The 26,369-nt window shown below is 33.7% G+C and carries 33 protein-coding genes; 18 read left to right on the plus strand and 15 right to left on the minus strand.

Annotated elements, in window-relative coordinates:
* Positions 1 to 116 precede the first annotated feature (116 nt).
* Complete coding sequence (gene rpsT / locus CHLWT_RS00090; protein ID WP_063997419.1) at positions 117 to 383, plus strand: 30S ribosomal protein S20; 267 nt, start codon at positions 117 to 119, stop codon at positions 381 to 383.
* A gap of 11 nt (positions 384 to 394) precedes the next feature.
* Positions 395 to 1,462 (plus strand): peptide chain release factor 1, encoded by a 1,068-nt coding sequence (prfA, locus tag CHLWT_RS00095; protein ID WP_063997420.1) that lies wholly within the window; start codon positions 395 to 397, stop codon positions 1,460 to 1,462.
* Positions 1,463 to 1,482: 20 nt separating this feature from the next.
* Here prfA and CHLWT_RS00100 read toward each other — a convergent pair whose 3' ends face one another.
* From CHLWT_RS00100 to CHLWT_RS00120, 5 genes are all read right to left on the minus strand, one after another.
* Complete coding sequence (locus tag CHLWT_RS00100) at positions 1,483 to 1,980, minus strand: hypothetical protein (protein ID WP_170253191.1); 498 nt, start codon at positions 1,978 to 1,980, stop codon at positions 1,483 to 1,485.
* Between the two features lie 82 nt (positions 1,981 to 2,062).
* Positions 2,063 to 2,338: an alkaline phosphatase family protein gene (locus tag CHLWT_RS00105; RefSeq protein WP_342354104.1), complete on the minus strand. Its 276-nt coding sequence runs from the start codon at positions 2,336 to 2,338 to the stop codon at positions 2,063 to 2,065.
* Positions 2,332 to 2,472 carry a hypothetical protein gene (locus CHLWT_RS00110; protein WP_176320843.1) on the minus strand — a complete coding sequence of 47 codons (141 nt, stop codon included), beginning with the start codon at positions 2,470 to 2,472 and terminating at the stop codon, positions 2,332 to 2,334. Before CHLWT_RS00110 ends, CHLWT_RS00105 begins: the two co-directional genes overlap by 7 nt.
* 20 nt (positions 2,473 to 2,492) lie before the next feature.
* Positions 2,493 to 2,648 (minus strand): hypothetical protein, encoded by a 156-nt coding sequence (locus CHLWT_RS00115; RefSeq protein ID WP_170253189.1) that lies wholly within the window; start codon positions 2,646 to 2,648, stop codon positions 2,493 to 2,495.
* 170 nt (positions 2,649 to 2,818) lie between these two features.
* Positions 2,819 to 3,100 (minus strand): hypothetical protein, encoded by a 282-nt coding sequence (locus CHLWT_RS00120; RefSeq protein ID WP_170253188.1) that lies wholly within the window; start codon positions 3,098 to 3,100, stop codon positions 2,819 to 2,821.
* A 178-nt stretch (positions 3,101 to 3,278) separates the two neighbouring features.
* On the opposite strand from CHLWT_RS00120, the gene CHLWT_RS00125 reads away from it, so the two are divergent.
* Entirely contained in the window at positions 3,279 to 3,629 is a 351-nt protein-coding gene (locus CHLWT_RS00125) for an MmcQ/YjbR family DNA-binding protein (RefSeq protein WP_112000814.1), read from the plus strand.
* Here the strand turns inward: CHLWT_RS00125 and CHLWT_RS00130 are convergent, their stop codons facing one another.
* Both CHLWT_RS00130 and CHLWT_RS00135 read right to left on the minus strand, forming a co-directional pair.
* On the minus strand, positions 3,630 to 4,133 hold the full coding sequence (locus CHLWT_RS00130; RefSeq protein WP_112000813.1) for an isochorismatase family protein: 504 nt from the start codon (positions 4,131 to 4,133) through the stop codon (positions 3,630 to 3,632).
* Positions 4,134 to 4,142: 9 nt separating this feature from the next.
* Positions 4,143 to 4,901, minus strand: a complete 759-nt coding sequence (locus CHLWT_RS00135) for an exodeoxyribonuclease III (protein ID WP_112000812.1) — start codon at positions 4,899 to 4,901, stop codon at positions 4,143 to 4,145.
* A gap of 126 nt (positions 4,902 to 5,027) precedes the next feature.
* Between CHLWT_RS00135 and CHLWT_RS00140 the strand changes: the two genes are divergently transcribed.
* The 3 genes from CHLWT_RS00140 to CHLWT_RS00150 are packed head-to-tail and all read left to right on the plus strand — an operon-like array spanning position 5,028 to position 7,152.
* Positions 5,028 to 6,545 (plus strand): phosphoethanolamine transferase, encoded by a 1,518-nt coding sequence (locus tag CHLWT_RS00140; protein WP_244948778.1) that lies wholly within the window; start codon positions 5,028 to 5,030, stop codon positions 6,543 to 6,545.
* Between the two features lie 5 nt (positions 6,546 to 6,550).
* Positions 6,551 to 6,913, plus strand: a complete 363-nt coding sequence (locus tag CHLWT_RS00145; RefSeq protein WP_112000810.1) for a diacylglycerol kinase — start codon at positions 6,551 to 6,553, stop codon at positions 6,911 to 6,913.
* Positions 6,880 to 7,152 carry a replication/maintenance protein RepL gene (locus tag CHLWT_RS00150; RefSeq protein ID WP_111985320.1) on the plus strand — a complete coding sequence of 91 codons (273 nt, stop codon included), beginning with the start codon at positions 6,880 to 6,882 and terminating at the stop codon, positions 7,150 to 7,152. Before CHLWT_RS00145 ends, CHLWT_RS00150 begins: the two co-directional genes overlap by 34 nt.
* Here CHLWT_RS00150 and CHLWT_RS00155 read toward each other — a convergent pair.
* The gene (locus CHLWT_RS00155) at positions 7,121 to 7,666 is read right to left on the minus strand and encodes a manganese efflux pump MntP (RefSeq protein ID WP_063997427.1); all 546 of its coding nucleotides are present in this window, start codon (positions 7,664 to 7,666) and stop codon (positions 7,121 to 7,123) included. The two genes, CHLWT_RS00150 and CHLWT_RS00155, sit on opposite strands and share 32 nt — an antisense overlap.
* A gap of 127 nt (positions 7,667 to 7,793) precedes the next feature.
* Between CHLWT_RS00155 and CHLWT_RS00160 the strand changes: the two genes are divergently transcribed.
* Positions 7,794 to 8,711, plus strand: a complete 918-nt coding sequence (locus CHLWT_RS00160; protein WP_112000809.1) for a DMT family transporter — start codon at positions 7,794 to 7,796, stop codon at positions 8,709 to 8,711.
* Here CHLWT_RS00160 and CHLWT_RS00165 read toward each other — a convergent pair.
* The 3 genes from CHLWT_RS00165 to CHLWT_RS00175 all read right to left on the minus strand — a co-directional run bounded on the left by CHLWT_RS00165 (position 8,700) and on the right by CHLWT_RS00175 (position 11,183).
* A complete protein-coding gene (locus CHLWT_RS00165; RefSeq protein WP_151062156.1) occupies positions 8,700 to 9,512 on the minus strand; it encodes a metal ABC transporter permease in 813 nt (270 codons plus the stop codon). The two genes, CHLWT_RS00160 and CHLWT_RS00165, sit on opposite strands and share 12 nt — an antisense overlap.
* Positions 9,505 to 10,269: a metal ABC transporter ATP-binding protein gene (locus CHLWT_RS00170; protein WP_112000805.1), complete on the minus strand. Its 765-nt coding sequence runs from the start codon at positions 10,267 to 10,269 to the stop codon at positions 9,505 to 9,507. The genes CHLWT_RS00165 and CHLWT_RS00170 overlap by 8 nt, the downstream gene beginning before the upstream one ends.
* A gap of 62 nt (positions 10,270 to 10,331) precedes the next feature.
* Positions 10,332 to 11,183: a metal ABC transporter solute-binding protein, Zn/Mn family gene (locus CHLWT_RS00175; protein WP_112000806.1), complete on the minus strand. Its 852-nt coding sequence runs from the start codon at positions 11,181 to 11,183 to the stop codon at positions 10,332 to 10,334.
* A 148-nt stretch (positions 11,184 to 11,331) separates the two neighbouring features.
* Between CHLWT_RS00175 and CHLWT_RS00180 the strand changes: the two genes are divergently transcribed.
* The 7 genes from CHLWT_RS00180 (at position 11,332) to CHLWT_RS00210 (ending at position 17,842) form a co-directional block, all read left to right on the plus strand.
* Positions 11,332 to 11,682 (plus strand): Fur family transcriptional regulator, encoded by a 351-nt coding sequence (locus CHLWT_RS00180; RefSeq protein ID WP_063997432.1) that lies wholly within the window; start codon positions 11,332 to 11,334, stop codon positions 11,680 to 11,682.
* Positions 11,683 to 11,755: 73 nt separating this feature from the next.
* The gene (locus CHLWT_RS00185; protein ID WP_170253187.1) at positions 11,756 to 11,905 is read left to right on the plus strand and encodes a hypothetical protein; all 150 of its coding nucleotides are present in this window, start codon (positions 11,756 to 11,758) and stop codon (positions 11,903 to 11,905) included.
* Positions 11,905 to 12,741: a cytochrome-c peroxidase gene (locus CHLWT_RS00190; RefSeq protein WP_112000807.1), complete on the plus strand. Its 837-nt coding sequence runs from the start codon at positions 11,905 to 11,907 to the stop codon at positions 12,739 to 12,741. Before CHLWT_RS00185 ends, CHLWT_RS00190 begins: the two co-directional genes overlap by 1 nt.
* Positions 12,734 to 15,184: a GGDEF domain-containing phosphodiesterase gene (locus tag CHLWT_RS00195; protein ID WP_170253186.1), complete on the plus strand. Its 2,451-nt coding sequence runs from the start codon at positions 12,734 to 12,736 to the stop codon at positions 15,182 to 15,184. The genes CHLWT_RS00190 and CHLWT_RS00195 overlap by 8 nt, the downstream gene beginning before the upstream one ends.
* Positions 15,185 to 15,188: 4 nt before the next feature.
* Positions 15,189 to 15,857 carry a carbonic anhydrase gene (locus CHLWT_RS00200; protein ID WP_151062155.1) on the plus strand — a complete coding sequence of 223 codons (669 nt, stop codon included), beginning with the start codon at positions 15,189 to 15,191 and terminating at the stop codon, positions 15,855 to 15,857.
* Complete coding sequence (locus CHLWT_RS00205; protein ID WP_112000254.1) at positions 15,820 to 17,703, plus strand: mechanosensitive ion channel family protein; 1,884 nt, start codon at positions 15,820 to 15,822, stop codon at positions 17,701 to 17,703. The genes CHLWT_RS00200 and CHLWT_RS00205 overlap by 38 nt, the downstream gene beginning before the upstream one ends.
* On the plus strand, positions 17,696 to 17,842 hold the full coding sequence (locus CHLWT_RS00210) for a hypothetical protein (RefSeq protein ID WP_170253185.1): 147 nt from the start codon (positions 17,696 to 17,698) through the stop codon (positions 17,840 to 17,842). Before CHLWT_RS00205 ends, CHLWT_RS00210 begins: the two co-directional genes overlap by 8 nt.
* Positions 17,843 to 18,228: 386 nt before the next feature.
* Here CHLWT_RS00210 and aroC read toward each other — a convergent pair whose 3' ends face one another.
* Genes aroC through CHLWT_RS00230 form a run of 4 tightly spaced genes read right to left on the minus strand, consistent with a single transcriptional unit; the run spans position 18,229 to position 21,382 of the window.
* On the minus strand, positions 18,229 to 19,299 hold the full coding sequence (aroC, locus tag CHLWT_RS00215; RefSeq protein WP_112000255.1) for a chorismate synthase: 1,071 nt from the start codon (positions 19,297 to 19,299) through the stop codon (positions 18,229 to 18,231).
* Positions 19,296 to 19,967, minus strand: coding sequence for a ribonuclease III (rnc, locus tag CHLWT_RS00220; protein WP_112000256.1), 672 nt, complete (start codon positions 19,965 to 19,967; stop codon positions 19,296 to 19,298). The genes aroC and rnc overlap by 4 nt, the downstream gene beginning before the upstream one ends.
* Positions 19,960 to 20,385 (minus strand): ribonuclease HI, encoded by a 426-nt coding sequence (rnhA, locus tag CHLWT_RS00225; RefSeq protein WP_059432529.1) that lies wholly within the window; start codon positions 20,383 to 20,385, stop codon positions 19,960 to 19,962. Before rnhA ends, rnc begins: the two co-directional genes overlap by 8 nt.
* Complete coding sequence (locus tag CHLWT_RS00230) at positions 20,363 to 21,382, minus strand: tetratricopeptide repeat protein (protein ID WP_112000257.1); 1,020 nt, start codon at positions 21,380 to 21,382, stop codon at positions 20,363 to 20,365. The genes rnhA and CHLWT_RS00230 overlap by 23 nt, the downstream gene beginning before the upstream one ends.
* Positions 21,383 to 21,571: 189 nt before the next feature.
* On the opposite strand from CHLWT_RS00230, the gene CHLWT_RS00235 reads away from it, so the two are divergent.
* From CHLWT_RS00235 to CHLWT_RS00250, 4 genes are read left to right on the plus strand one after another with little or no spacing between them, the layout of a single operon-like run.
* Complete coding sequence (locus CHLWT_RS00235; RefSeq protein WP_112000258.1) at positions 21,572 to 22,765, plus strand: MFS transporter; 1,194 nt, start codon at positions 21,572 to 21,574, stop codon at positions 22,763 to 22,765.
* A gap of 49 nt (positions 22,766 to 22,814) precedes the next feature.
* Positions 22,815 to 24,452: a DNA primase gene (dnaG, locus tag CHLWT_RS00240; RefSeq protein WP_112000259.1), complete on the plus strand. Its 1,638-nt coding sequence runs from the start codon at positions 22,815 to 22,817 to the stop codon at positions 24,450 to 24,452.
* Entirely contained in the window at positions 24,452 to 25,441 is a 990-nt protein-coding gene (locus tag CHLWT_RS00245; protein ID WP_112000260.1) for an ATP-binding protein, read from the plus strand. Before dnaG ends, CHLWT_RS00245 begins: the two co-directional genes overlap by 1 nt.
* Complete coding sequence (locus CHLWT_RS00250) at positions 25,441 to 26,325, plus strand: radical SAM/SPASM domain-containing protein (RefSeq protein ID WP_112000261.1); 885 nt, start codon at positions 25,441 to 25,443, stop codon at positions 26,323 to 26,325. Before CHLWT_RS00245 ends, CHLWT_RS00250 begins: the two co-directional genes overlap by 1 nt.
* The last annotated feature ends 44 nt before the right edge of the window (positions 26,326 to 26,369 follow it).

The raw sequence follows: 26,369 nt of genomic DNA on the forward strand, positions 1-26,369 counted from the left end.
TATAAACATTTAAAATTTAAAAGAAAAGATTTGATGATTAAATTTGACTTAAATTCAGATTTATTTAATTATCTTTAGGGTATAATCACCGACTAAAATTATGAAAAAGGTAAGTTATGGCAAACCACAAATCTGCTGAAAAAAGAGCAAGACAAACTATAAAAAGAACTGAGAGAAATAGATTTTACCGCACAAGACTTAAAAATTTAACCAAAGCGGTAAGAGTTGCAGTAGCAAAGGGCGACAAAGACGCTGCTCTACTTCTTTTAAAAGATGTAAATAAAAACTTCCACAGCTTTGTAAGCAAAGGATTTCTTAAAAAAGAAACCGCTTCTAGAAAAGTTAGTCGCTTAGCAAAGTTAGTAAATACATTAGCTGCATAATTTAAATTTAAATGTTAGCTGACAAACTACGTCCCTTTTTAGATCGCTACGATGAGCTAGATACTCTGCTTAGCGATCCATCAGTCATAAATGATATATCTCGTATGACTAAACTCTCAAAAGAGCAAAGAAACTTAGAACCTATAAAAGACGCCACCGATAGATACTTAAATATCTTAAACTCTATAGAAGAAAATAAAACTCTACTTGAAGATCTAGAACTAGGCGAACTTGCTAAAGATGAATTAAAAGCGCTAGAAACAGAGCTTCCAAAGCTAGAAGAAGAGATAAAGCTTTTGCTTCTTCCAAAAGATCCAAATGATGAGAAAAATATCTTTTTAGAACTACGCGCTGGTACCGGCGGCGATGAGGCGGCTTTGTTTGTAGGAGACTTAGCTACTGCTTATATGAGATATACTGAGGAGCGTGGCTACAAATACGAAATAGTAAGTTCAAGCGAGGGAAGTGCGGGTGGATATAAGGAGCTTATCTTACTTATAAAAGGTGAAGGTGCTTATTCAAGACTTAAGTATGAAGGCGGAACACACAGAGTTCAAAGAGTGCCTGAAACTGAAAGTCAAGGTAGAGTGCATACTTCAGCTATCACAGTGGCGATTATGCCTGAAATTGAAGATAGCGAGATAGATATAAACCCAAACGATCTTAAAATAGACGTTATGAGAAGCTCAGGTCATGGCGGACAGTCAGTAAATACCACAGATAGCGCAGTGCGTGTAACTCACATACCAACAGGCTTAGTCGTCGTAAATCAAGATGGTAAAAGCCAACACAAAAACAAAGACGCTGCTATAAAAGTCCTAAAAGCTAGGCTTTATGATATGCAAGAAAATGAACGTAGAGAAAAAGAGAGCAAAGAGCGAAAAGATCAAGTAGGAACAGGCGATAGAAGTGGTCGTATCCGCACATACAACTACCCGCAAAACCGCATCAGTGATCACCGCATCAATCTCACTCTTTATAGGCTAGATGCTATAATGGCAGCAGGACTTTTTGATGAGATCATAGATCCACTCATCGCCCACTACCAAGCAGAAGCCATAGCAAACGCCGGACTATAGCCGGTAGCAAATAGCTTATTTTATCTATTTGAATTTTGACTTGCGACTTTTAAATAATCATAAATATAACTTTTATATGATTTTGTGAGATTTTTATCTTTGCAAGTCTCAACCGCTCCACAAAGCTTTCTCATCGCGTAGATCGCTTCAAAATATTTGTTTGGCTTGATTTGCATAAGCTCTAAAAGCACAGAAGTATTTAGTCCAAGCTCACTTAACTCAGTAGTCGCGAGTTTTTGTATCTCCTCACTACCTTTTGTATAAAAACCGGTTATAAAAAATGGATTTTTATGCGGTAAAAGCAAGTCGTTTTCTTTTAGCCCCAAGATCCCATGATGATCCCCAAAATATGCAAAGACATAAGGTTTATTCGTATTTTTCATAAATTTATCAAAGTCCAAAGTCGCATCACTAAGATCTATCTGTCTTTTATAATAATCACTAAGAGCCAAAGCCTGATCTTTAGGATAAAACTTATCAAGCCCATACTCTACCTTACTCGCTCTGTCATAAGGCACATGTTCATCAATAGTAGTGGCATAGAGATAAATAGCGGCTCTTTATCTCTATGCTTGTCGTAAATTTCCTTTACATACTCACCTAGCTTTTTAGAAAATATCTTCTCTTATATGAGTCTCCATTTTTAAATTCTTTACCGCACTCAAGATCGTATGGGTGAAAATATTTATCAACTCCTAGATCCTTATATGCGTTATAAACGTTAAAATATTTTGGCATCAATGGATTTAGCGAAATGACGTAGTATCCATGCTCTTTTAACATTTTAGGTAGTGAATGACTCAAATGCTCTGTTACATTGTAAAATACGGTAGATGAATTTACCCCAAAATCATTTACGCTAAGCCCTGTTAAAATCTCAAATTCGCTCTTAAAAGTCCCCCCCCCCCAAAGGTATGAACTCTAGCTAGTGATTTAAATTTAAAATCATCTCCTTTAAACATATCTACTTGCTTTAGATCGCCTTTATAGTACGCAGTGGATTCTTGCAAAAAAAGAACTAAATTTGGCTTTAAATTTGATACTTTATAAGGATGCTCATTTTATCTTCAAAATATGGATAAGAATCATCAAAATACGGCGCTTGATAGCTCATATTTACTAAAGACATCGCGAGATTCATATTTATCTCTTTGGCTTCTGGAAATGTTTTTAGCCAATTTTCCATAATAAATTTTTGGCGTATTAAAATATAGTTACTAAAGATCAAAGTCCAAAAATAGAGATAATTCTAAATTTAATACTTACTCTTTTTGTGTCACGATATGCAAATATACCAAAAAGTAGCACCAAAATATATAGCAAAATTATAAATATAAGCTCTTTATACTCAGGTATTCAGTTTTCAGTGTCGAAAAATAGTAAAAAATCAGACAAAAACATAGGTTTTTTATAGTAATGATAAGTTAAATTTGATATATAATAAACGCATACAAGCAAGGTACTAGCAAAATTTACGCTCCTTAGCCATTGCCCGCTTAGTGCAAATATCGCTAAAAATAGTATTCCAAACTGCAAAGCAGTAAAAATAATCGCCACTGGAGTGACTTTAAACCTAGCGATCAAAACCATTGCAAATACAAAAAACGCGAAAGTCAAAACATACGAAACATACTTCATCAATCCCACCCCCCCCTTTTTTTTTAATTTTTATTTAAGAAGCAATAACAAAATATATTCATAAATAGCTAAGATTATACTAAATTTAGGATTTAAAGTTTCTAAAATAGCTTAATTTTTTCTAAATATTGCAATAAATGCTATAATATCCATCTTTTAAAACTAAAAAAGGATAAATATGACTAAAGAAGCCGTGTTTGTATATGTCCAAAAAAAGTATGGTACGACACCTGATTATCCTTGGGAAAGATACCCAAAATACGCTGTTTTAAGGCATTTGAAAAATAAAAAATGGTATGGAGTTTTTCTTTGCATACCAAGAAACAAGCTAGGATTAAACGGAGATGATATGGTCGATATTTTAAATTTAAAGTGTGAAAAAGATATGGCTATTTTGTTAAAAGATGACAAAACTATATTTCAAGCGTACCATATGAACAAAAAGAACTGGATATCGATCTTACTTGAAGAAGCGAACGAAGAGATGGTCTTAGATCTCATCGCTCAGAGTTATGAGCTAACTCTTTAACTATTTTATTAAGTTTGAGATATTTTTAAATTTAGTATGCTCGGCACTTTTTATCATCTCAAAGGCTATCATTTCAGCAGATTTTATCTTTGCTTCTTTTAAATTTAAAAAAGCAAGTTCTTTATTTCTTTCGTTTCTACTACCCACGCACTCATCAATGAGCGTTACGCCAAAGCCATTTTGAATGAGATCTAAAGCCGTTTGATATACGCAGATATGAGCTTCAACGCCGATTAAAATCACGCTTTTAAACCCTGAAATTTCATCTTTTATAGCGTTAAAGGCTGAAAATTCTAATTTCTCAAATATCTTAGAGTTTATCAAATTTGCTATATTGCTATCAGTCTCGCCAAGACCTTTTTTATACTGCTCAGTAGCGATTATTTTTAGCCCTAATTCATTTGCTATTTTTAGAAATTTCACGCTATTAGCCACCAAATTTTTATCACTCATCACGCTTAAAAGCTTAGTTTGCATATCGATAACTACAACCACACTATCCATAATCTCTCCTTATAAATCTATATCGATCCCCACAGGGCAGTGATCACTACCCTCGATGCTACCTAGTATAAAAGCATCTTTTAGCCTATCTTTTAAATTTGAGCTGATGAAAAAATAATCAATCCGCCAACCCACATTTTTAGCCCTTGCGTTAAATCTATAGCTCCACCACGAGTATGCGTCCTCTTTATCGCCATTTATAAACCTAAAACTATCTATAAATCCAGCTTCTAAAACCCTATCTATCCACTCCCTTTCACACGGCAAAAATCCGCTTGTTTTGGCATTAGCTTTTGGATTTTTTAGATCGATTTCTTTATGAGCCGTATTTACATCACCACAAAATATCACCCCTTTACCCTCACTAACCAAACTCTTGATATAAGCTAGAAATTTATCATAAAAATCCATCTTATACGCTAGTCTATCATCACCTTGCTGACCATTTGGGAAATATATATTAAAAAGATGGATATTATCAAATCTATGCTCCAAAACTCTGCCCTCATCATCATCAAAAAACTGCGATTTTAGATTTTGTGTTTTTAAATTTGATAAACTCATCACACCCGAATATCCCGCTCTTTTGGCTGAATTTACAGATATATTTTCAAATCCTAGATTATAAATTTCAGCTGGGATTTTATCCTCGCTTGCCTTAATCTCTTGTAAAGCCAAAAAATCTGGTCTATACTCACCAAGCCACGAAAATCCATCTTTATTTACAACAGCCCTAAGTCCATTGACATTCCACGAAATCAATCTCAAATTTAATCCTTTTTTAGCCCCATTATAATTCAAAATTTAAAATATTTTTTAATTATTAACCATATCTTTACCATTGTATTACTATTTTGATTTATAATCCGCAATTTTATATCAAAGGAAATTATAGTGAGCTCAAATAAATTTATCCTATGTTTTGCCCTATTTATCACAGCGTTAAATTATAAATTTTTTGCTTTTGCGTTCTCAAGCGTGGATTTTAGCAATAATGCAGTCCTTTTGCTCACCTTGCCGGTGCTATTTTTCTCTCTTATAGTTTTTATTTTTAGTCTGCTATTTTTGCCCTATATCACAAAGGCTTTAGCGATATTTTTAACCATCGTTGGCGTTGTTGGGGCGTATTTTATGAATGCCTACTCAGTCATCATAGATAGCGAAATGATAAGAAACGCAGTCCAAACAGACATAAAAGAGGTTCAAGATCTATTAAATTTAAATATGATATTTTGGATAATCTTAGCTGCTGTAGCTATATTTTTTATAATTAAAGTAAAAATAACCAAAACAAATATGCTAAAAGCCTTAAAATATAGAAGTTTGCTTTGTATTACTTCGCTCATACTTTTTGGCGTGATTTTTGCTAGTTTAAGCAAAGACTATATTCCATTTTTTAGAAATCACAATCAAATAAGATTTTACACAACCCCATTTTATCCTTTATACTCGGCAAATAAATATATAAAATCTCTAGCGCCAAAGGCTGAATTTAAAGCTATAGGGCTTGATGCAAAACAGACAAAAGAGCAAAAAAAGCTATTTGTCTTTGTAGCTGGAGAGACTGCTAGGGCTGCAAACTACTCATTAAATGGTTATGAAACGCATGAGACAAATCCATACTCAAGGGAAAATGGGCTTTTGAGCTTTTCTAAATTTAGCTCTTGTGGAACATCAACTGCCATAAGTTTGCCTTGTATGTTTTCAAATTTAAATAGAGATAATTTCTCCACTGATATCGCCAAAAATAGCGGAAATTTACTAGATGTCTTAGAGACTGCTGGGATAAAAGTAAGCTGGATAGGAAATAACTCTGGATATTGCAAAGGTGTCTGCGCTCGTTTAAAAGATACAAAAGATTTTGGTGGCGATAGCTATGATGGCGTTATGCTTGAAGAGATACAAAACAGGATTCAAAATGCCAAAGAGAGTAGCTTTATAGTAATCCATCTCCAAGGTAGCCACGGACCAACATACTTTAAAAGATACCCAAAAGAATTTGCTAAATTCAGCCCGACTTGCGACACGGCTACGCTTAAAAACTGCACTTATGAAGAGATAGTAAATACCTATAATAATACAATTTTATACACAGATTATATAGTAAATCAAATAGTAGATATGCTAGAAAAGAGCGATATGCAAACCGGATTATTCTATGTTAGCGACCATGGCGAAAGCCTTGGAGAAAACGGAATTTACCTTCATGGCGCCCCATATTTCTTAGCACCAGATTTCCAAACCAAAGTCCCAGCACTGCTATGGCTAGAAGATAAAAATCAGTTAGCAAATTTAAAAAATTTAAAAGACAATAGCTTTTCGCATGATAATATTTTTCACACTATGCTAGGATTTTTTGGTATCCAAACAAGCGTCTATGATAAAAACTTAGATATATTGCAAAAAGGATAACAAAGGTGAGAAATCAGCCAAAATATAACTTTTTTAAAAATACCTCATACGCCTTAGAAGGGCTAAAAGATATCTATGAAAATGAAAAGAGCTTTAAGATAGAGCTAGCCATCATCTTACCGCTTTTAGTGGTGCAGGTATTTTTAAATTTAAGCCTAGAAGAGCATTTGATATTAGTCATTTCTTTATTTGGTATAATCATAACCGAGTGCATAAACTCAGGTATCGAAAGATGCGTGGATCTAGCTTGTAAAGAGCAGAATCTACTTGCGAAAAAAGCCAAAGACGCAGGCGCTGCAGCAGTGTTTTTGAGTATAACAGTAGCTAGTTTAGTATGGATAATTGTTATCTTAAAACTGATATTTTAAATGGAATTTTCAAAAAGCTTATCGGCGACAAAAAAGTTCAGATTTTGGAATTTTTAGCCGATAACTGCGATGAAGATGGATTTTTTAAATTTAATATCAATGAAATTTGCGAGCTTCTAAATACGAGCAAACCAACTGTGATAGCTACTTTTAAGTTGTTAGAAGATAAAAAGATCCTATACAAGATAAAAAACGGACTTTATAAGCTCAATCTAAAAGATGAGTTATCAAGATCTTAAAGCCTATCAAAATAAGTATAACTCCACCAAGAATCAAGGCTTTGCTCTCTAGCTTATCGCCTAGTATTTTGCCTATGTAGCTACCTAACACACAAAGCAAAAAGCAAACCACGCCGATAACTAAAACACTAAAAGCTATATCAGTATCAGTAAAGCTAAATGTCACACCTACAGCTAACGCATCTATACTAGTCGCAAATGCGCCTAAGATAAGCATTCTTAGAGTTAAATTTAAGGTGCATTCTTCAGATACGTTTCTACTTTCTTTTATCATTTTTATACCTAAAAATAGCAGTATTACAAAGGCTATATAATGATCTATCGCAGATATAAACTTAACAAAGCTAAGCCCTAAAAAATAGCCTATAGCAGGCATTAGAGCCCCAGCTAATCCAAATATAAAAGACATTTTTATAATAGAGCTAAATTTGATATTAAAACACTTAGCGCCGTTTGCCATACTGATCGCTACGCTATCCATCGCTAAAGCTATAGCCAAAAAGAGAAGTTCCATAAAATTCCTTAAAAAAGCAGTAATTATATCTTAAAAAACTTTATGCTAATATTATGCTTTTTTAATAAACGACTAAAATGAAACTTCTCTAAATTTAGATATTTTAGCCGTAAAAAGGTGAGTTTAAGTGAGAAAAAATGTCATAGCCGAGCTACTTTTGGTATTTGTAGCATTGTCGTGGGGAAGTACGTTTTTACCAGTTGCCGAAGCGATAAAAAGCGTAAATGTATTTAGTTTTTTATTTTGGCGATTTTTACTAGCAACCATCCTTATGTTCATACTCACCATAAAATTAGCTAAATTTGATAAAAAATCTATGCTTTATGGCTCACTTCTTGGTTTTTTCTTATTTTGTGGTTTTGCATTTCAAACATACGCTTTAAAATTCGCATACACCTCAACAGTGGCTTTCATCACCGGATTAAACGTCGTTTTAGTGCCGTTTTTAATGCTGATATTTTTCAAAGAGCGGGTAAATAAATTTGCATTTGGAGGCGCTATCATAGCCGTATTTGGACTTTATTTTCTAAGCGGGAGTGGTGGAATTTCACCTGAAATAGGCGAGATATTAGCTATTATATGTGCTTTTGCTTACGCTCTTCACATCGCATTTACAGGAGTTTTGACACCAAAGTGCAATATCTTCGCACTTGTTTGCTTTCAGTTTTTAGCAGTAAGCGTTCTTAGTTTTTTTGGCGCAGTATTTTTTGAGAGCGGTGCTTATGAGTTTAGCATAATAGGTGGTTTAGAAGCAAATTTAAGTGAAAATTTTATAGTAGCAGTCTTGGTTTGCGCACTATTTGCTACCGTATTTGCGTTTTTTATTCAAAGCTGGGCACAAATTTATACAACTCCTACAAAAACAGCTCTCATTTTTACGCTTGAACCAGTTAGCGCAGGTATTATAGGCTACTTTTTTGCAAATGAAATTTTAAGCACCTTACAGCTTATCGGTACTATAATGATACTTTTTGGAGTTCTATTTAGTGAGATAGGATCAAATTTGATCAGTCTAAAAGATAGCTTTTTAAAGCTATCTAAATAGCTTTTTAAACCTTGAAAATAACAAAGTAGCAAAAAATGTCGCAGTCGCTACTAAGATAATGCTAGCCCCACCGCTTAGGTTGAAACTAAAGCTTAACCAAAGTCCTAATATAGTAAATAAAGCAGAAAGAATAGATGCTAAAATCATCATCACGTATAAATTTGGACTAAATTTCTCAGCTATATAAGGCGGTATAGTAAGAAGTGCTATTACTAGTATAAGCCCCACAACTCTTATAGTAGCCACAACACAAAGCGCCATTAAAGTTATCATCAAATAGTATAAAAACGTCACTTTAACGCCCCTAAGCTTTGCAAACTCACTATCAAAACTCATAGCGCAAATTTGTGGATAAAGAGTAACGATAAAGAGTAAAAATAAAACATCTAAAATACCCATAAACCACAGATCGCTATTTGGTACAGCTAGTATAGAGCCAAAAAGATAGCTCATCAAATCCACATTATATCCAGGCGAAAGATCGGTAAAAACGATACCGATCGCCATACCAAAAGCCCATAAAGCGCCTATGATGCTATCGGTGCGATCTCTATTTTTAAGGCTTATAAATGCAATAAGCATTCCGAGCATCAAAGCAAAAATAGTCGCACCAAACAAAGGCGCAAACCCTAGAAAAAAAGCTATACCAATACCGCCATAAGCCCCATGAGCAATGCCTCCTGCTATAAAAGTCATTTTGTTTATGACAGTAAGTGAGCCGATGATTCCACAAGCAATGCTAACTAAAACTCCAGCCATAAGTGCATTTTGCATAAAAGAAAAGCTCAAAGCATCAAGCATTTCTCTCTCCTTTTTTACAACCACACTCGCCAAGCAGTAGCTCAACATCGCAAAAATGGCTATGTTCGCTAGTTAGATGATTTATGAAATTTGGTCTATTTTTAGTGTTGATATTATGAAGAAATAGCTCTTTATTTACGTAAGCGGCCTTGTTTGCAAAGTTTATCGCCATATTTATATCGTGACTTATCATAATAATCCCTATACCATTTTTATTAAGATTTTTTAAGGTATTGTAGATATCTACTTGTCCGCGTGAGTCTATACTAGCTGTTGGTTCATCAAGCATTACCACACTTGCATTAGCACAAAGTGCTCTTGCTATATAAACTCTTTGTCTTTGACCGCCGCTTAGATCTTTTATATCTCTTTTATAAAAATCTTGCATTGAGACTTTTTTTAGTGCATCAAGGGCTAACTCTTTATCTCTTTTAGAGTAAAAACAAAAGCTACTACTTTTACAGCGTCCCATCAAAACAACCTCTAAAACACTCATCGGAAATAATCTATTAACCGGTATATTTTGCGGAACATAACTGGTAAATTTAGAAATTTCACTTTGCGAAATTCCGCTAAATTTAATAGTCCCAATTTCAGGCTTTAAAAGTCCAACCATAAGCTTTAAAAGTGTGCTTTTTCCACCGCCATTAGGCCCTATAATACTCAAAAAGTCCTTTGAGTCATAAGATAAATTAATATCTTTTAAAACATAGCAATCATCATATCTAAAACTAAGATTATCAATCTCTATCTTCATAACACAGATCCTTAACGCACTCAAAAATGCCACGCCAAAACTATAACACTAAAAATCTTCATCTAAAAAGATTGCCTAAATGCTTCAGCAGTTTTTTTCATACTAAAAAGCCAATCTTTAGGAAGTTGATCTATCTCTACGACCTTAGCACGGACTTCATTTGCGATTAAATTTGCTGATTTTTTCGAAAACTGCGGCGCTACAAATATCACTTTTACGCCCTCTTCTTTAGCCTCATTTATGAGATTAGCAAGATCTGCTGGTTTTGGCTCTTTTCCTTCTATCTCTATAGCTATCTGCTCTAAACCATAACGCTTTGCAAAATACCCCCAAGACGGATGATATACAATAAATTTCTTATTTTTTAAATTTGAAAACTCACTTCTTATCGTAGCATCTAGTTCATCTAAAATTTGCAAGAATTTAGCTAAATTTTTACTATAGATCTCGGCGTTTTGCGGATACTGAGCTTTTAGGGCATTAAATATATTTTGCGCCATAGTTTTTACCAAAATAGGATCTAGCCAGATATGAGGATCGCCCTTGCTATCTTCATGATCAGATTCGCTAGATTCGTGATTGTGAGAGTGCTCCATCTTTTCAAGCTTGATACCATAAGCCGTATCTATGATCTTTAAATTCGCAAAACTTTTTGTAAATTTAGGTATCCAAACTCTTTCATACTCCACTCCTACTGCAAAAAATAGATCGCTTTTCTCGATCATTTTCATCTGATTTGGACGTGGCTCATAAGTGTGAGGATCAGCGCCACTAGGAGTCATAACGCCAACTTCTAAAGTATCTCCTGCTATCTGTTCTACAAAATATTTAACAGGAAGAATACTTGCAGTAACTATCCCTTTAGCATAAAAGGGCATAAAACTAAGACATAAAATAGTTATGATCTTTTTCATAATTCACCTTTAAATTTTAAGTATCAGTGCGGAATTATATCAAGTGCAACTTAGTTGCAACTTAATATTTTGACAGAAAAACCGAGTTTTAATTTTTCAAATTTAATTAAATTTATGTTATCATTGCTAAAAATTTGGATAAAAGATTATGGATGGAACCTCTTTTTTAAAAGAACAAGGCATAGCAAGCACTCCACTTAGGATCAGCATTATCGAGATATTGCAAAATGCCTCTAAGCCTATCAGTTATGACGAATTTTTAGTAAAAATAAAAGCAAATAAAACGACTATTTATAGAAATTTAGATCTGCTTTTAAGTAAAAATTTGATTATAAAAAGCGAGATAGAACACAAAAGTTTTTATGAACTCTCTGGTCACGCAAAAGCTTATTTCGTATGCGAAACTTGTCATAAGATGGAAGAGATAGAAGTGCCGATCTTGCCTGGGAAAAATATCAAAAGTGCTGTGATAAAAGGCGTTTGTGAAAACTGCAAATAAAAACAAACTAGAAGTGTTTTGATTTTAAAGCTTTTTTATATATAATATTAAATCATTTTTAAAGGCAGATACTTTGCAAAATATTTGGGATAAAAAGTCTAAAACATATCCGAAGTTTAATAACACAAAAAGCGCATTTCAGATAGAATTTTTTGATATAGCTTTTCTTACAATGTCTCCGGCTTTAAAAAATGAAACTGATATGAATGTGTTGGTATTTTGATGAAGTATATTTTAGCTTTGCTTTTATCTTTTGGTTTTTTACTTGCGGACGCAAAAAGCACTCTGTTTTCGCCACTTTTAAAGCCTTTAGACTATGATAGACAAAAAGCATTGCTAGGAAAAGAACTTTTTAATGATAAAAGAATAGGCGTAGATAAAAAGATCTCTTGTAGGTCGTGCCATAATACATATAAAACAGCAAATATAAAAATGGATAAAAATGGCTTAAATCCACCTCTTATATTAAATTCATACCTAAATTACATACACTCATTTGATGGCAAAATCACCGATTTAAAACATAGAATCGATCTATGCTTCACATCTGAAGAAGAGCTAAAGACAGAGGTTATAATAAAACAGATAAAAAGAAATCCGGCATATATTTTAAAATTTGATGAGCTATACAAAGACGGCGTAACATATGAAAATGCTATTGATGCGATAATAGAGTTCTTAAAAGCAACCGTTACGCCTAATAGTAAATTTGATAAATTTATCGCAGGTGATGAAAACGCTTTATCGCAAGACGAAAAAGACGGATTTGACCTATTTATGAGAACTGGATGCGTAAATTGTCATAATGGAGTAAATCTAGGCGGAAACATCGTTAGCCTTCTTGGCTATGAGGGCAAACCTCTTAAGGTTCCATCTTTAAGAAACGTCTCATTACGCTCTGTTTATCTACATAATGGCACTTTAAATGATCTTTTATCGACTATAGAATTTATGAACGAACGTATGAATTTAAAAAACCTTACTCAAAAAGATTATGAATTATTATATAAATTTTTACTCGCCTTAACAGGAGAATTTCCGGAGATTTTGTATGAATAAAAAAAACATTCCAAGCGGGCTAATTTTGTTTTTGATAATACTTTTATCAACATTTTGTATGTATAGTATGTATTTAAGTGTCAATACATTTCAAAAAAGCAATTACTGGAAAACACAAATATTTAAGATAGGTGAGATAAATAAAGAGATAGATATCTGGCTAGGAAGACAGATATCTATAGTAAGCTATGATCAGATAAATGAGCAAACTGCTGAGATATTACGTATTATAAGCGATATGGAGATGTCTGAAAACTTTGATAAATTTACATTCGAAGTAAAAAACGAGCAGATATTTCAAGCCTTTAAAAAAGCATTTCAAAAAAAACAGGCCATAGTGCAAAGATATCAAGTATTAAAAACAAATAGCGACAATGCCTTTCTTTATCTAAACAACAACCTTGCTTATACTTCAAATTTATATATAAGCAACAAGGTATATTCAGAGGTCATACAAGGTAAAATCGGCTTAAACAACCATATATCTACTACCAAACAAAAGATTAAAGCCGTATTAGGAAATATAACAGATCAAAAAAGCCTTGATTATTTATTTTTCAAAAAAGCAGAAATAGTGGTAGATAATATATATGAATTTGATAAACTAGATAAAGAAAATAAAGAGCTACTTATAAATCAAAAACTTAACGAACTAAGGGTTTGTATAAATGAGTATTTTAAAAACAATATAAAAAGCATTTTAGCACCATTTATACTGCTATTTTTATTGGCTATTGCTTTATCCATTAGAGCAATCTATCTAAGCACAAAAAACAATAAAAACAAAGCTATGTTATCTTATATGGAAAATTTAATTCAAAACTCTATGAACTCTATCATAACTATAGATAAAGTCGGCAAGATATTATCCGTAAATAAAGCCTTTGAATCCACAAGCGGATATAGCAAAAAAGAGATAATAGGAAAACCGATCTATATCTTAAAAACAAATATGAATGGCGACAACATCTACGATAATCTGCTAAGAGATATAAACAATAATCAAATTTGGTCGCACGATGATTTTATAAGCAAAACAAAAAATGGCGTTATTATATATGAAAAGGTCATAGCCTTGCCTATATTTAATGAATACTACGAAATAAGTGGCGCCGCCATTCTTAAAAAAGATATCACAAAAGAAAGGCTAGTTGCAAGAGAGCTAAATTTCAAAACACAAGAGATCAGAAATAGCCTACTTATAGATAAACTCACAGGGCTTAAAAACAACATGGCCATTATGGAAAAAATCGATAGAAAGAAATTTGGTAAGATTATCTATATAAACCTAAATAACTTTACAAATATTAGATTTTTCTATAAAAACTCAATAATAGAACTCATACTCATAGCAGTAGCTCAAACATTAAAACTTTGTATAGATACATATAGGATAAAAGGCGCAGCATATAGGCTAGGGGGTGATGAGTTTTGCGTATGGTATGAAGGGGAAAATTTAGAGCAAGATATAAAACATATCGTGCAATACTTCAGTGCTAAAAATATAGAGATAGTCGCAGACCATGAAAAGGAGATCTTGCCAAGCATAAACATAACTATAGGCGTAAGTTTAGCTCAAGATACGAAAAATACAAATAGACTGACCCAAGCCATACTAGCTCAACGCGAAGCTAAAGCAAACGACTCTCAAGTCGCGTATTATAAAGACAATAACTCTATAGAGCAACGCTATCATACAAACCAGCTAGTCTCTAGAATGATACAATACGCGCTAAACCAAAACAAAGTTATAGTAGAGTGTCAAGGGATATTTGATATACAAAATTTCTCTACTCCAAAAATCGCATCTTATGAAATCTTGATCAGGATATTAGACGAAGAAAATAAAATTCACTATCCAGGAGAGTTTTTAGAAGTCGCCAAACATACTTCGCTTTATATAGCACTGACAAAAGAGGTCATAAACAAAACTTTCGAACTATTAGACACATTTACAGATAAAAGATTTTCGATAAATTTATCAAGTATAGATATGGTAAATGAGGGCGTTAAAAAGCTCTTTATTGAGAAGTTAAAAGCTTGTTCAAATCCAAACCACTTAACAGTAGAAATTCTAGAAAGTGAAGGAATAGATGACTACGATCAAGTAAATCCATTTATCAAAACTATCAAAGATCACGGATGTAAGTTAGCTATCGATGACTTTGGAAGTGGATATTCAAACTATTATCGTATGTTAGAGCTAAACATTGACTACTTAAAGATAGATGGTTCTATCATCAAAAAACTTCCAACTGACGAAAATGCAAGAAGCGTAGTGCAAACTATCGTTGATTTTGCTTATCGTCAAGGATATGATATTGTGGCCGAATTTGTCTCTACAGAGGAAATTTTAACTCAGGTTAAAAGTTATAATATAAAATACGCTCAAGGCTTTTTACTAGGTAAGCCTACCCCCCCCCATATATTAAATAAGGAATAAGACTTTGCATAATATAATAAACGGCGCGGTTAAATTTATGGAAGAGGACTTTTTAGAACATAAAGAACTATTTGAGAGTTTAGGAAACAAACAGTCTCCACACACTCTTTTTGTAGGTTGTTCAGATTCTAGAGTTGTGCCAAATTTGATAACAAACACACTGCCTGGCGAACTTTTTGTTGTAAGAAATATAGGAAATATAGTACCACATTACCGGATCAGCGAAGAGTTTTTAGCAACAACTTCAGCTATAGAATACGCTATAAACATCTTAAAAATCAAAAATATAATCATCTGCGGACATAGTAATTGTGGCGGTTGCGCATCTTTATACGAAGATGAAAAAAAGCTAAATTTAACTCCTGCGGTAAAAAGATGGCTAGATCTGATATCTGATATCAAAGATGAGGTTTTAAAATATAAAAATTTAGATAATGCAAAAAGAGCGTGGATAACAGAACGATTAAATGTTATAAATTCAATTGAAAATTTAAAAACATTTCCTTTTGTAAAGGATCTAATAAAGAGTGGAGATTTAAAGGTTTATGGTTGGCACTATGTTATAGAAACAGGCGAACTATATGATTATTGCGATGATTCAAAAAGCTTTAGACTGCTTGAAAAGAGAATAGACTATGATAAAATTTATAACGAAATTTTTACTGATTTTTAGTATATCTGTTTTTGCAAACGAGATCAAAGACGAGCAAAGCTTACCGCAAGTAGTAACGCAGATAATAAACATCAATCATCAAATTTTGCTCATCAAAGATCAAAATAGAGATAAAAATCAAACCGCAACTTCTGATCTATCGCCTATAAATGCAAAAAAATACAAGCTACTTGAGAGCATAGCAGTGTTTATCACAAACTACACAGCGCAAGATAACGATCAGTTCAAAAAAGACAAAGTCGCTATAGACAAAAAAGTAAAATTATATGAAAATAACACAAACTCTGAGCGTTATATCACGGCTAAAATCGACTCACTAAGCCTTGAGTTAGATGAGTTTTTCTATCAGACTATTTTAAATTTAAGCACCGCATTTAGTAACAACGCCAAGCAAGATGCTATAAACTCTATCTTACAAGAAGGCATAATAAGCATCCAAACAGGCAGTTATCTTAATATTAAAAATTTCAAAGACGCACTTAGCGACGCATCTAAAAACACGTTCGAACAAGAGCTTATAAATTTAGATATCAAAAAAACAAGCTACGATGAAATTTTAGCCTATTTAAAAGACCACTCAGATTTGCTTGCTAGCAACTTTTTATTTTCTAGCTTAAATTTAAATGATGTGATAAGCTATATAAACAGACAAATTCCTATCGATACAAAGGTTTTTAATCCGGGTAAATTTACACTGATAGTTTTGATTTTTCTATTTTTCTTTTCTATAAGAGTAAAACTCTCAAAGATAGTTTTTGTGTTGCTTACAGCTTTTTTATCAAAGGACAAAAAAGCACATAGAGATATACAAGAGCAGTTTATACTAGTCATCAAAAAGCCTATGGGGATATTTCTAAGTGCGTATGCTATAGACGTTTGTTTGAGTATATTTTACTATCCAAGCCCGGTGCCTATAAGATTTGCGAACTTTTTTGTTATAGCCTATATCATACTTGTCTCATGGCTACTTATAGGCATACTTGATGGCTATGGAATGATGATCTTAAGCAAAATAGCACAAAAAAGCGGTAAAAAAGAAGTTATAAATTTAATCATCAAGATCTTGTATTTTATAGTTATCGTCATCACGATACTACTCATTTTAAGTAGGCTTGGCTTTGATATCAGCACGATCATCGCATCTTTAGGAATTGGCGGTCTTGCAGTAGCACTTGCTACAAAAGACATCATAGCAAATTTCTTTGCTTCGATCTTGCTACTTTTTGATAACTCTTTTTCTCAAGGCGACTGGATAGTTTGTGCAGGAGTTGAGGGAACAGTTGTTGAAATAGGGCTTAGGAAAACGACTATAAGGACATTTGATAACTCTTTAGTCTTTATACCAAACTCAAAAATAATGAGTGAAAACGTCAAAAACTGGAACAGAAGAAAAGTAGGACGTCAGATAAAAATGAGCATAGGGCTTACATACTCTACTACACCAGACCAACTAAAAGAGTGTATAACCGAGATAAAAACTATGCTTCAAAATCATCCTGGTATCGCAAAAAGTGGCGAAGATAGCGCACTAAATTCAAGCGATTTTAGGCTAAAATATAGACAAAATATGGTTTCTGTAGATGATCTAGCAGGATATAAAAGCAACCTTTTTGTGGTTCTTGACGAGTTTGGCGACAACTCTATAAATATACTTATATACTGCTTTAGCAAAACAGTCGTTTGGGGCGAATTCTTAGAAACAAAACAAGATGTTATGCTAAAAATAATGGATATTTTAAGCAAATATGAAACAGAGTTTGCATTCCCATCTCAAAGCATATATATTGAAAAATTACCGAAAATTGAGTATGATATAGCAAATTCAAAGGAGACAAAAGATGCGTGATGAATTTGATGAAATGAACGATGAAGAGTTAGAAGATTTTGATGAGCAAGATGACGCTCCAAAAAACTATAACTATTTATATGATGAAAACGACTACTTATACGACGATGACGGCGACGAAGAGAGCTATGAGTATTAGCTTACTATAATAGGCGGACGTCGCCTATTTAAAACAGACCAAAATAAGATTTTTTAAAATATAAATTTAAAATATTTCCAAAACGCTTATATAAATACAGCTCATTAGCATCAAACGAGCTCTATCTTAGCGATAAAAGCTTCATCTAAAAAAGCACAACAAATTTAGCAATAAGTAGCTCTTTTGCTAGCTCAAATTTAATCTAATAATCACAGCTACAAATTCTATAAAGTATGGCTCATCATAGTATAGATGGTAGCAAAGGAACTGATTTTAATAAAGCAGAGATTTACAAATTTATTTAATAGACTAGATAGTTTTTAGACGCCACCAAAAAGGATAAAATCACAACAATAAAAGCTAAAGAATTTAGCTTTTATATCAGATTAGCAGTATATTTTTTTTAAATTTTCTAGCTTAGAGCTTACATTTAAAAGCAACATATCAGCTATCACCAACCTAGCCATAGCAGTTGCTACCACGCTTCCGCGAATTCCTATACAAGGGTCATGGCGTCCTCTTAAAGCGCATATCACCTCATCGCCACTAACATTTAAAGTCGCCTGATCCATAAAAATGCTCGGCGTCGGCTTAAAATAGCTTTTTATGATGATATCCTCGCCATTTGAAATTCCGCCCAAAATTCCTCCGGCGTGATTTGACTTAAAGCCATTTTTATCCATAAGATCATTATTTGAAGAGCCGTTTGCTTTTGACGCTTCTATACCATCGCCGATCTCTACTGCTTTTACGCCATTTATCCCCATAAATGCACCTGCAAGAGCAGCATCTAGCTTATCATATAATACTTCTCCAAGCCCTACTGGAACGCCACTTATCACACTTAAAATAGTCGCACCTACGCTATCTCCGCTATTTTTAGCATTAAGTATGATCTCTTTCCAAGCCTCATCTTTGTTTTTGTCTAAGCAAAATATTTTGCTTGTTTTAGCAAATTCAAAATCAATCTCTTTAGCATTATCCAAGCCCACGCCAAATACACCGCTTTTTACGCTTATACCAAATTCATTTAACATCATTGAAGCCATCGCGCCAGCAGCTACTCGCGCCGCAGTCTCTCTAGCGCTACTTCTACCGCCACCTCTATGGTCGCGAATACCAAATTTATGGTAATACGTAAAGTCTGCGTGACCTGGGCGAAAAAGCTCTTTTATATTATCATAGTCTTTTGAGTGCTGATTTGAGTTTTTTATCATAAAACCTATAGGATGACCTGTACTAAAGCCACCAAATACACCGCTTAAAATCTCTACTTTATCATCTTCTTTTCTATTTGTTGCGTATTTTCCACCCGGTTTTCTCTTATCTAGTTCGCTTTGAAGATACTCTTCATCGATTCTTACTCCAGCAGGCATTCCATCTAGTATCCCGCCGATAGCTACTCCATGACTCTCTCCAAACGTACTTAGCCTAAGCCTTTTTCCAAAAGTATTCATTGCTCAATTCCTTGTAAAACTTTAAGAGCAGCACTTTGCTCGGCCTCTTTTTTACTTGAACCAAAACTTCTTGCAAGTTCTTTACCATCTAGATACACAGCCATTTCAAAGACTTTTTTATGATCAGGCCCACTTGAGCTTACTAGCTCGTATTTTGGAGTAACCCCAAATCTAGCTTGAGTAATCTCTTGAAGTGCGGTTTTATAGTCTTTACCCAAACTCTTTAGATCGATATTTTTATACTCTTTTTCTAGAAGTTTTGTAAATATCTCTTTTACTTTTTCAAGCCCACTCTCAAGGTATATCGCCCCCATAAGAGCTTCTAGAGCATCGCTAAGTAGGCTTGGTTTGTTTCTGCCGTTATTGTTTTCTTCAGCTGTTGAGAGATACAAAAACTCGCCTAAGTTTATGTTGCTACTTAGCTTTGCAAAGCTTTTTTCATTTACTAAAGCGGCTCTAAGCTTACTTAAATTCCCCTCATCAGTATGATTAAATTTAAAAAATAGATACTCTCCTACTATGAGATCCAAAACAGCATCACCCAAAAACTCAAGGCGTTCATTATTACAACTAGTTTTCATACTTTTGTGAGTTAGAGCTTCTTTTAAAAGCTCTTTATTTTTAAATTTATAACCTACTAAATTTTCTAGCCTTTTTAGCTTATCCATTTTGTACCTTTATCGCTTCGTTTCTTGCTAGAGTGTCGCACTCTTCGTTTTGCGGATGACCATTGTGAGCTTTTACCCAGTGAGCACTTACTTTATGGCGTTCTAAAAGTTCTAAAAGCTCCTTCCAAATAGCACTATTTTTTACGTTTTTAAACCCCTTTTTTACCCAACTAGGAAGCCATAAATTTATACCATTTGCCACATACGAACTATCTGTATAAAGCAAAACTTCGCAAGGCTCTTTAAGCGCTTTTAGACCTTCTATGACTGCTATGAGCTCCATTTGATTGTTTGTTGTATTTGCTTTGCCGCCACTTGCTGATTTTTTAGCTTCCCCATACTCAAGTATATATGCCCAGCCTCCACTTCCAGGATTTCCAAGGCAACTTCCATCGCTAAAAAGGCATACTGTTTTCAATCTCATCCTTTGAAATTTGAGTAAGGATCTTGCAACTTCCTAGTCTCACACAATTTGGGCAACGATAAAAAAAGATAGGATAGCTAGTCTTACACTGCGAACAAAAATAACTAAAACTAAGAGTTGCATTTATCCCGTTATCTTTTGCCGCTTTAAAAAGAGATAAATTAAAATCTTCGATTTCTATCTCGTCTTTTATTAAATTTAAGCTCTTAAAAAACTGCCTAAACTCACTATCTTGTAAATTTACCGGTTCTTTTAGCCTAAACATTAGATCTTTGCAGATATCAAGTTTTGGAAAAACACTAAGCGAACTAAGCGGTTCGCCGTTTTTTATGAACTGCTCTAAAGCCATACGTTTAAGCGGTTCAAAATCATCGCTAAGCTCTAAAAATCCCTTTATCTTTGCATCGAATTTCATAGGCTCGTCTCTTAATATAAGTGCTTTTGTATAGGCTATTTCAGCTTTGTCTATCACCCCTTGTTCGTCTAACGCATCAAGCGCTTCAAGGCAGTTTTTATACATTCTAAGTTTTTCATAACAAACGCTTAAATACCTAAGAGCCTCATCGTTTCTAGCTCTTAGTTTTATCGCCTCTAAAAACATATCGCTTGCTCGTTTTAAAAAACCGGCTTTTATATAAATTTTACCCAGACTAGTTAGCAAAAACTCACGCTCTTTTTTGTCTTTTGATTTTTCAAGCGCGACTAAATATACGCTTATGGCTTTGTCAAAATCTCCACTTTTAGCAAATGTAAGAGCCAAAACGCTAAGTGAGTTTATATCGATATCAAGATCTAAAAGCATATTTTTGTGCTTTTGGCTAAGACCGCTAGAGTTTTCAAATTTTTTGACAAATTTTTCTATACTGCGATTTTCATCTTTTACGCCCCAAATTCCCAAAGCATAACTTGATATAGCGACTAAAAGAACTGCAGCAAAAAGAACAATTAGCCCAAAAATAGGATCACGATATTCTATAAAAAAGAAATCCAAATGCTAAACCTAATAATCAAATTTAAAGACCATTATAGCAAATTCAAGGTATAATCTCGCTTATGATAAAATCAAGTAGTATAGAATATCATCTTTTTTTAAAAATATATTAAGAAATAAATAAAATAAAAAAACACTGATTGCAAATTTGATCAAATCAATTAAATTTAAATCAATAAGGAGATTTTTATGTTCCTAAACAAAAATATCATTTTATTGCTTTTAGGGCAAGGTTTTAGTGGCGCTGTTGTCTCTTTGCTAACTTTTAGTAGTGGATTAGCTGGAAAGTGGCTACTTGATGGTATTTTGTATGCTAAGGATTGTTTGCATTTTTATAATAGCAGTTTTGCCTCTCTTCCTATCTCTGCTACGCTTTGCGGGGCATTTATAGCTGTATTTTTTTCATCAAATTTAATGCAAAAATTTGGTAGAAAAAAGGTCTTTTTATATGCTTCTTTGATTGGTTGTTTGGGCGCTGGTTTTGCTATGTTTTCACTAGTGTCTGGGCTATTTTATCTATTTTGTTTTGCGACTTTTTTGCTCGGATTTTTTACCGCACTCAATCAATTTTATAGATTTTTAGCTAATGAAGCTCTAAATTTAGCTACGCAAAATGACAAAAACAGAGCTACAGCCTTTGTCGTAGCAGGCGGGATAATGGGTGGTATTTTAGGACCAAATTTAGCAAACATCGGCACTTTGATATTTGATACACCTTTTGTTGGCTCATTTTTATTTGCGCTTTTGCTTTGTGCTATAAATTTTGCTATTACTCTGCCATTAACGCTTACTTCACCAAATACTAAAAAACCATCTCAAAAAGTCCCTTTACTAACTTGCTTAAAAGAGCCAAATTTTATTCTTGCTACGCTAGCTTGCGCTTTTGGATTTGCATTTATGACGCTCATTATGAACGCAGCACCGCTTGCGATGAGTGAATATAAATTTAGCTATGACGAAGCTAAAAGTGTGCTTGTGTGGCACTTCATAGCTATGTATGCACCAAGCTTATTTTTAGCGTTTTTTATGAAAAATTTAAGTCCGTTTAGGCTTATTTTACTTGGGATTTTGTTCTATTTGATTGCTGTTTTGGTAGCACTTTTTAGCGTGAGTTTTTGGGGATTTTGGGTGAGTTTAGTGCTTGTTGGTATCGGCTGGGCGTTTAGTTTTAATGGCGGAACATTTATGCTAAATGCCATAAACTCAGAGTATAAACTACGCTTACAAGGTCTAAATGCTATTAGCATTTTTGGAGCAAATTTACTAGCAAGTTCTAGCGTAGGATTTGTGCTAGCAAATGGTGGTTGGGAAGTGCTAAATTTGATTTCTTTTGGATTTATAGTGATATTTTTATCTATTATTTTCGGACTTAAAAAGATATGAGTTATAAATATGAGTTAAATTAAAGTAAATAGTTGGTATAATCCCCTTTATGATAGAACCAAGTAGTATAGAAAATTTAAAAGCCATAATAGATATAAGCGATGTCATAAGTAGCTACATACCGCTGAAAAAATCAGGTGGAAACTTTGTGTGCGTATGTCCATTTCACAACGATAAAAACCCATCAATGAGCATAAGCCCTAGCAAAGGAATATTTCACTGTTTTGCTTGTAAAGCAGGTGGTGATGCTATCAAATTTATAATGGACTATGAGAAACTTAGCTATATAGAAGCGGTTGAAAAACTTGCAAATATGTATAACTTTACCCTGACTTATACGAAAGCACAAAACAGCCATAAAATAGATAAAAAAGTACTTGAAAATCTAAATTTACACTATAAAAGCCTACTTTACAAAAATCAGGAGGCATTAAACTATCTATATAATCGCGGTATAAATGACGCTATGATAGAGATCTGGGAGCTAGGCTGGGCTAGTGAGAATCAAAACACGCTAAATTTACTTCAAAATGAAAATATAGACAAGGAAACAGCCTTGCAAACAGGTGCGATAAAACAAAACGAACACGGAATTTATGCAAGTTTTATTAACCGCATAACTTTTCCTATCTACAATCATCTTGGAAATTTAGTCGGATTTGGCGGTCGCACGATATCGGGTAACCCTGCAAAATATGTAAATTCGCCCCAAAGCCAGATCTTTGACAAATCCAGACTTCTATACGGATATGATAAGGCTAAAAATGAAATTTATAAAAAAGGCGAGATGATTATCTGCGAAGGCTATATGGACTGCATAATGCTACATAAAGCAGGGATAAATAACGCCGTAGCCGTCTTAGGAGTAGCCTTAACAGACAAGCATATACCGCTACTAAAAAGAGGCGATATAAAGGTTGTTCTTAGCTTTGATAGTGATGATGCAGGCAGAAGCGCAGCATTTAAAAGTGCTAGACTACTTGCACTAAATGAGATAGATGGACGCGTAGTTCTCATAAGCGGCGAAAAAGATCCAGCCGATATGATAGTAAGTGGCAAAGCTAATGAGCTAAAAACTATGCTTAGTGGTGGAGTTGAGCTTGGAGAGTTTTACATAAGAGAGCTGATATCAAGCAAAAAACCACAAACCCCATTAGAAATCAGCCATACACTTGAAGCAGTGCAAGAATTCACAAAAAATTTAAAAGAAGTTGTAGCAAACTCATACATACCGCTAGTTGCGACTATGCTTAGCTTAGATCCTTCTAGCTTTAGCTTAAGCGCCAAAGGATACCGCAAAACTACACCAAATTTAGCAAATTCTTTAAAGTCACAACCTAAAAAAGATCTACTTGAACTTGAAATTTTAAAAAATATGCTGATAAATCCACAAATCTTACAAATAGTAAAAAACGAATGCGACGAAAGTATGTTTATGACGCACAAAGAGACTTATAAGGCTGTAGTTGGCTCACAAAATCCAAATAATCCTTATATCAGAGAGCTAAATTTACAAGGCGATTTAGAGGTATATAAAGACTTTGAGCCTTTAAAACAAGCTATAAAAATTCTAAAAACAAATTTCTGCGATAAAGCTATAAAAACAATCGCAAATTCAAATTCACAAGACAAATTTGAACAGATAAAAAAACTTCAAAATATAAAAAAACAACTCAAAGGAATGTAATGGAGAAAAAATGTCTAGCTCTATTTAGCGGAGGTCTTGATAGTATGCTTGCAATAAAGCTTATGAGCCTTCAAGGCATAGAAGTTCATGCGTTAAATATCGATATTGGATTTGGTGGTGATCCAAATAAAATAGAAACTATGACCAAAAGAGCTGCCATGGCAGGAGCGAGCTTTGAGAGCGTAAATGTCAGGAGTCGCTACTTACAAGAAGTACTTTTTAATCCAAAATTTGGCTATGGAAAACAATTTAATCCTTGCATTGATTGCCATGGGTTTATGTTTAGGACAGCGATCTCTATGTTAAAAGATTACGGTGCAAGCTTTGTCATCAGTGGCGAAGTCATCGGTCAGCGTCCTATGAGCCAAAGAAACGATGCTATGGTTCATGTCAAAAATCTAGCCTTAGACACCGAAGATATCGTGCTTCGCCCACTTTGTGCTAAACTACTAAAACCAACAAAAGTTGAGCGCGAAGGCTTAGTAGATAGAGAAAAACTCTTAGCTTTAAATGGTAGAGGCAGAAATCCTCAACTCTCTCTTGCAAAAGAATTTGGTTTTGAAGACTACGAAACGCCTGGTGGAGGATGTTTATACACTATGGAAAGCTTCGCAAATCGCATAAGAGATTTTATAAAATTTGATAAAGATATGAGTGAAAACGACTTGCAAAGTCTGCGTTATGGTCGTCATTTGCGTCTGCTAGAAGGTGCAAAAATGATAATCGGACGCGATGAAAATGATAATGCTCATCTAGAAGCTTTAAATTTAGATAAGATGTATAGCATCAACTTTGATGATGTAGTAGGTGCTCATTCATTCATATCAAAAGATGCTTCAAAGAGAGATTTAGAGTTTGGTGCAAGACTTGCTATAACATACTGCAAAAGCGATCCATCACAAATTTACACCGCAAAAATAGGCGATTTGACCATAGACGTAAAACCTTTTGAAGACAAAAAGGTCGCTAGTGACTTCTTTATAAAATAATGTTTAAAAAAGTCTATATCGAGATAAGTGATATCTGCTCGTGTAAATGTAGCTTTTGTCCATCGCCAAACCAGCCAAAAAAAGGTGCGATGAGCTTAGAGCTTTTTGAGTATGTTTTAAAGCAGATCTCGCCATTTACAAAATGCGTTTGTCTGCATATTTTGGGCGATCCTTTGGAAGTAGTAAATTTAAAAGAGTATATAAATTTAGTAGCCAAATTTGATCTAAAGATCGATCTAGTAACGACTGGTAAAATGCTTTATAGACATAGTTTTGATATGCTTTTAGAGTCTCCAATACACCAAATTTCATTTTCTTTGAGTGCATTTTTGGATAAAAACAGCAAATTTAGAGATGATTATGTCTTAAATTTACTCGCATTTTGCAATGCAAGTTTAACAAAAAAAAGCGATACATTTATAAATTTACGCATCCAAAGCGACTTTTTACTTAAAAACGATATAAATTTACAAAAGCTCATAAATGCGTTTGAAGAGCATTTTAATATAAATTTAAATAGCGAGTTAAAACGTATAAAAGAGGACTTTGCAAAAGGTCTTTATCCTAAAAATACAAAAATTCGTCTTGCTAGAAAAATACTACTAAATTTAAAAGCATCATTTGAATGGAAAAGCTCAAACTCAAAAACCATTCAAAAAACCTGTTACGCACTAAAAGATCAGCTAGGAATTCTCAGTGACGCTTCTGTCGTGCCTTGTTGCATCGACTACGCAGCAAAGATAAATCTTGGCAATCTAAAAACCGCGGATCTAAGCCAAATTCTAAACTCAAAGCGTGCTATAAATATCAAAAATTCATTCGCAAAAGGTATTGCGATAGAAAAAACTTGTCAAAAATGTGGATATATAACAGGCGTTAGTTAAACGAAATTTGCTAAAATTTAAAAAAAATATTTAAAGGAAGAACT

It is taken from the genome of Campylobacter hyointestinalis subsp. lawsonii, assembly GCF_013372165.1.
In the GTDB taxonomy this organism is placed as follows: Bacteria; Campylobacterota; Campylobacteria; order Campylobacterales; family Campylobacteraceae; genus Campylobacter; species Campylobacter lawsonii.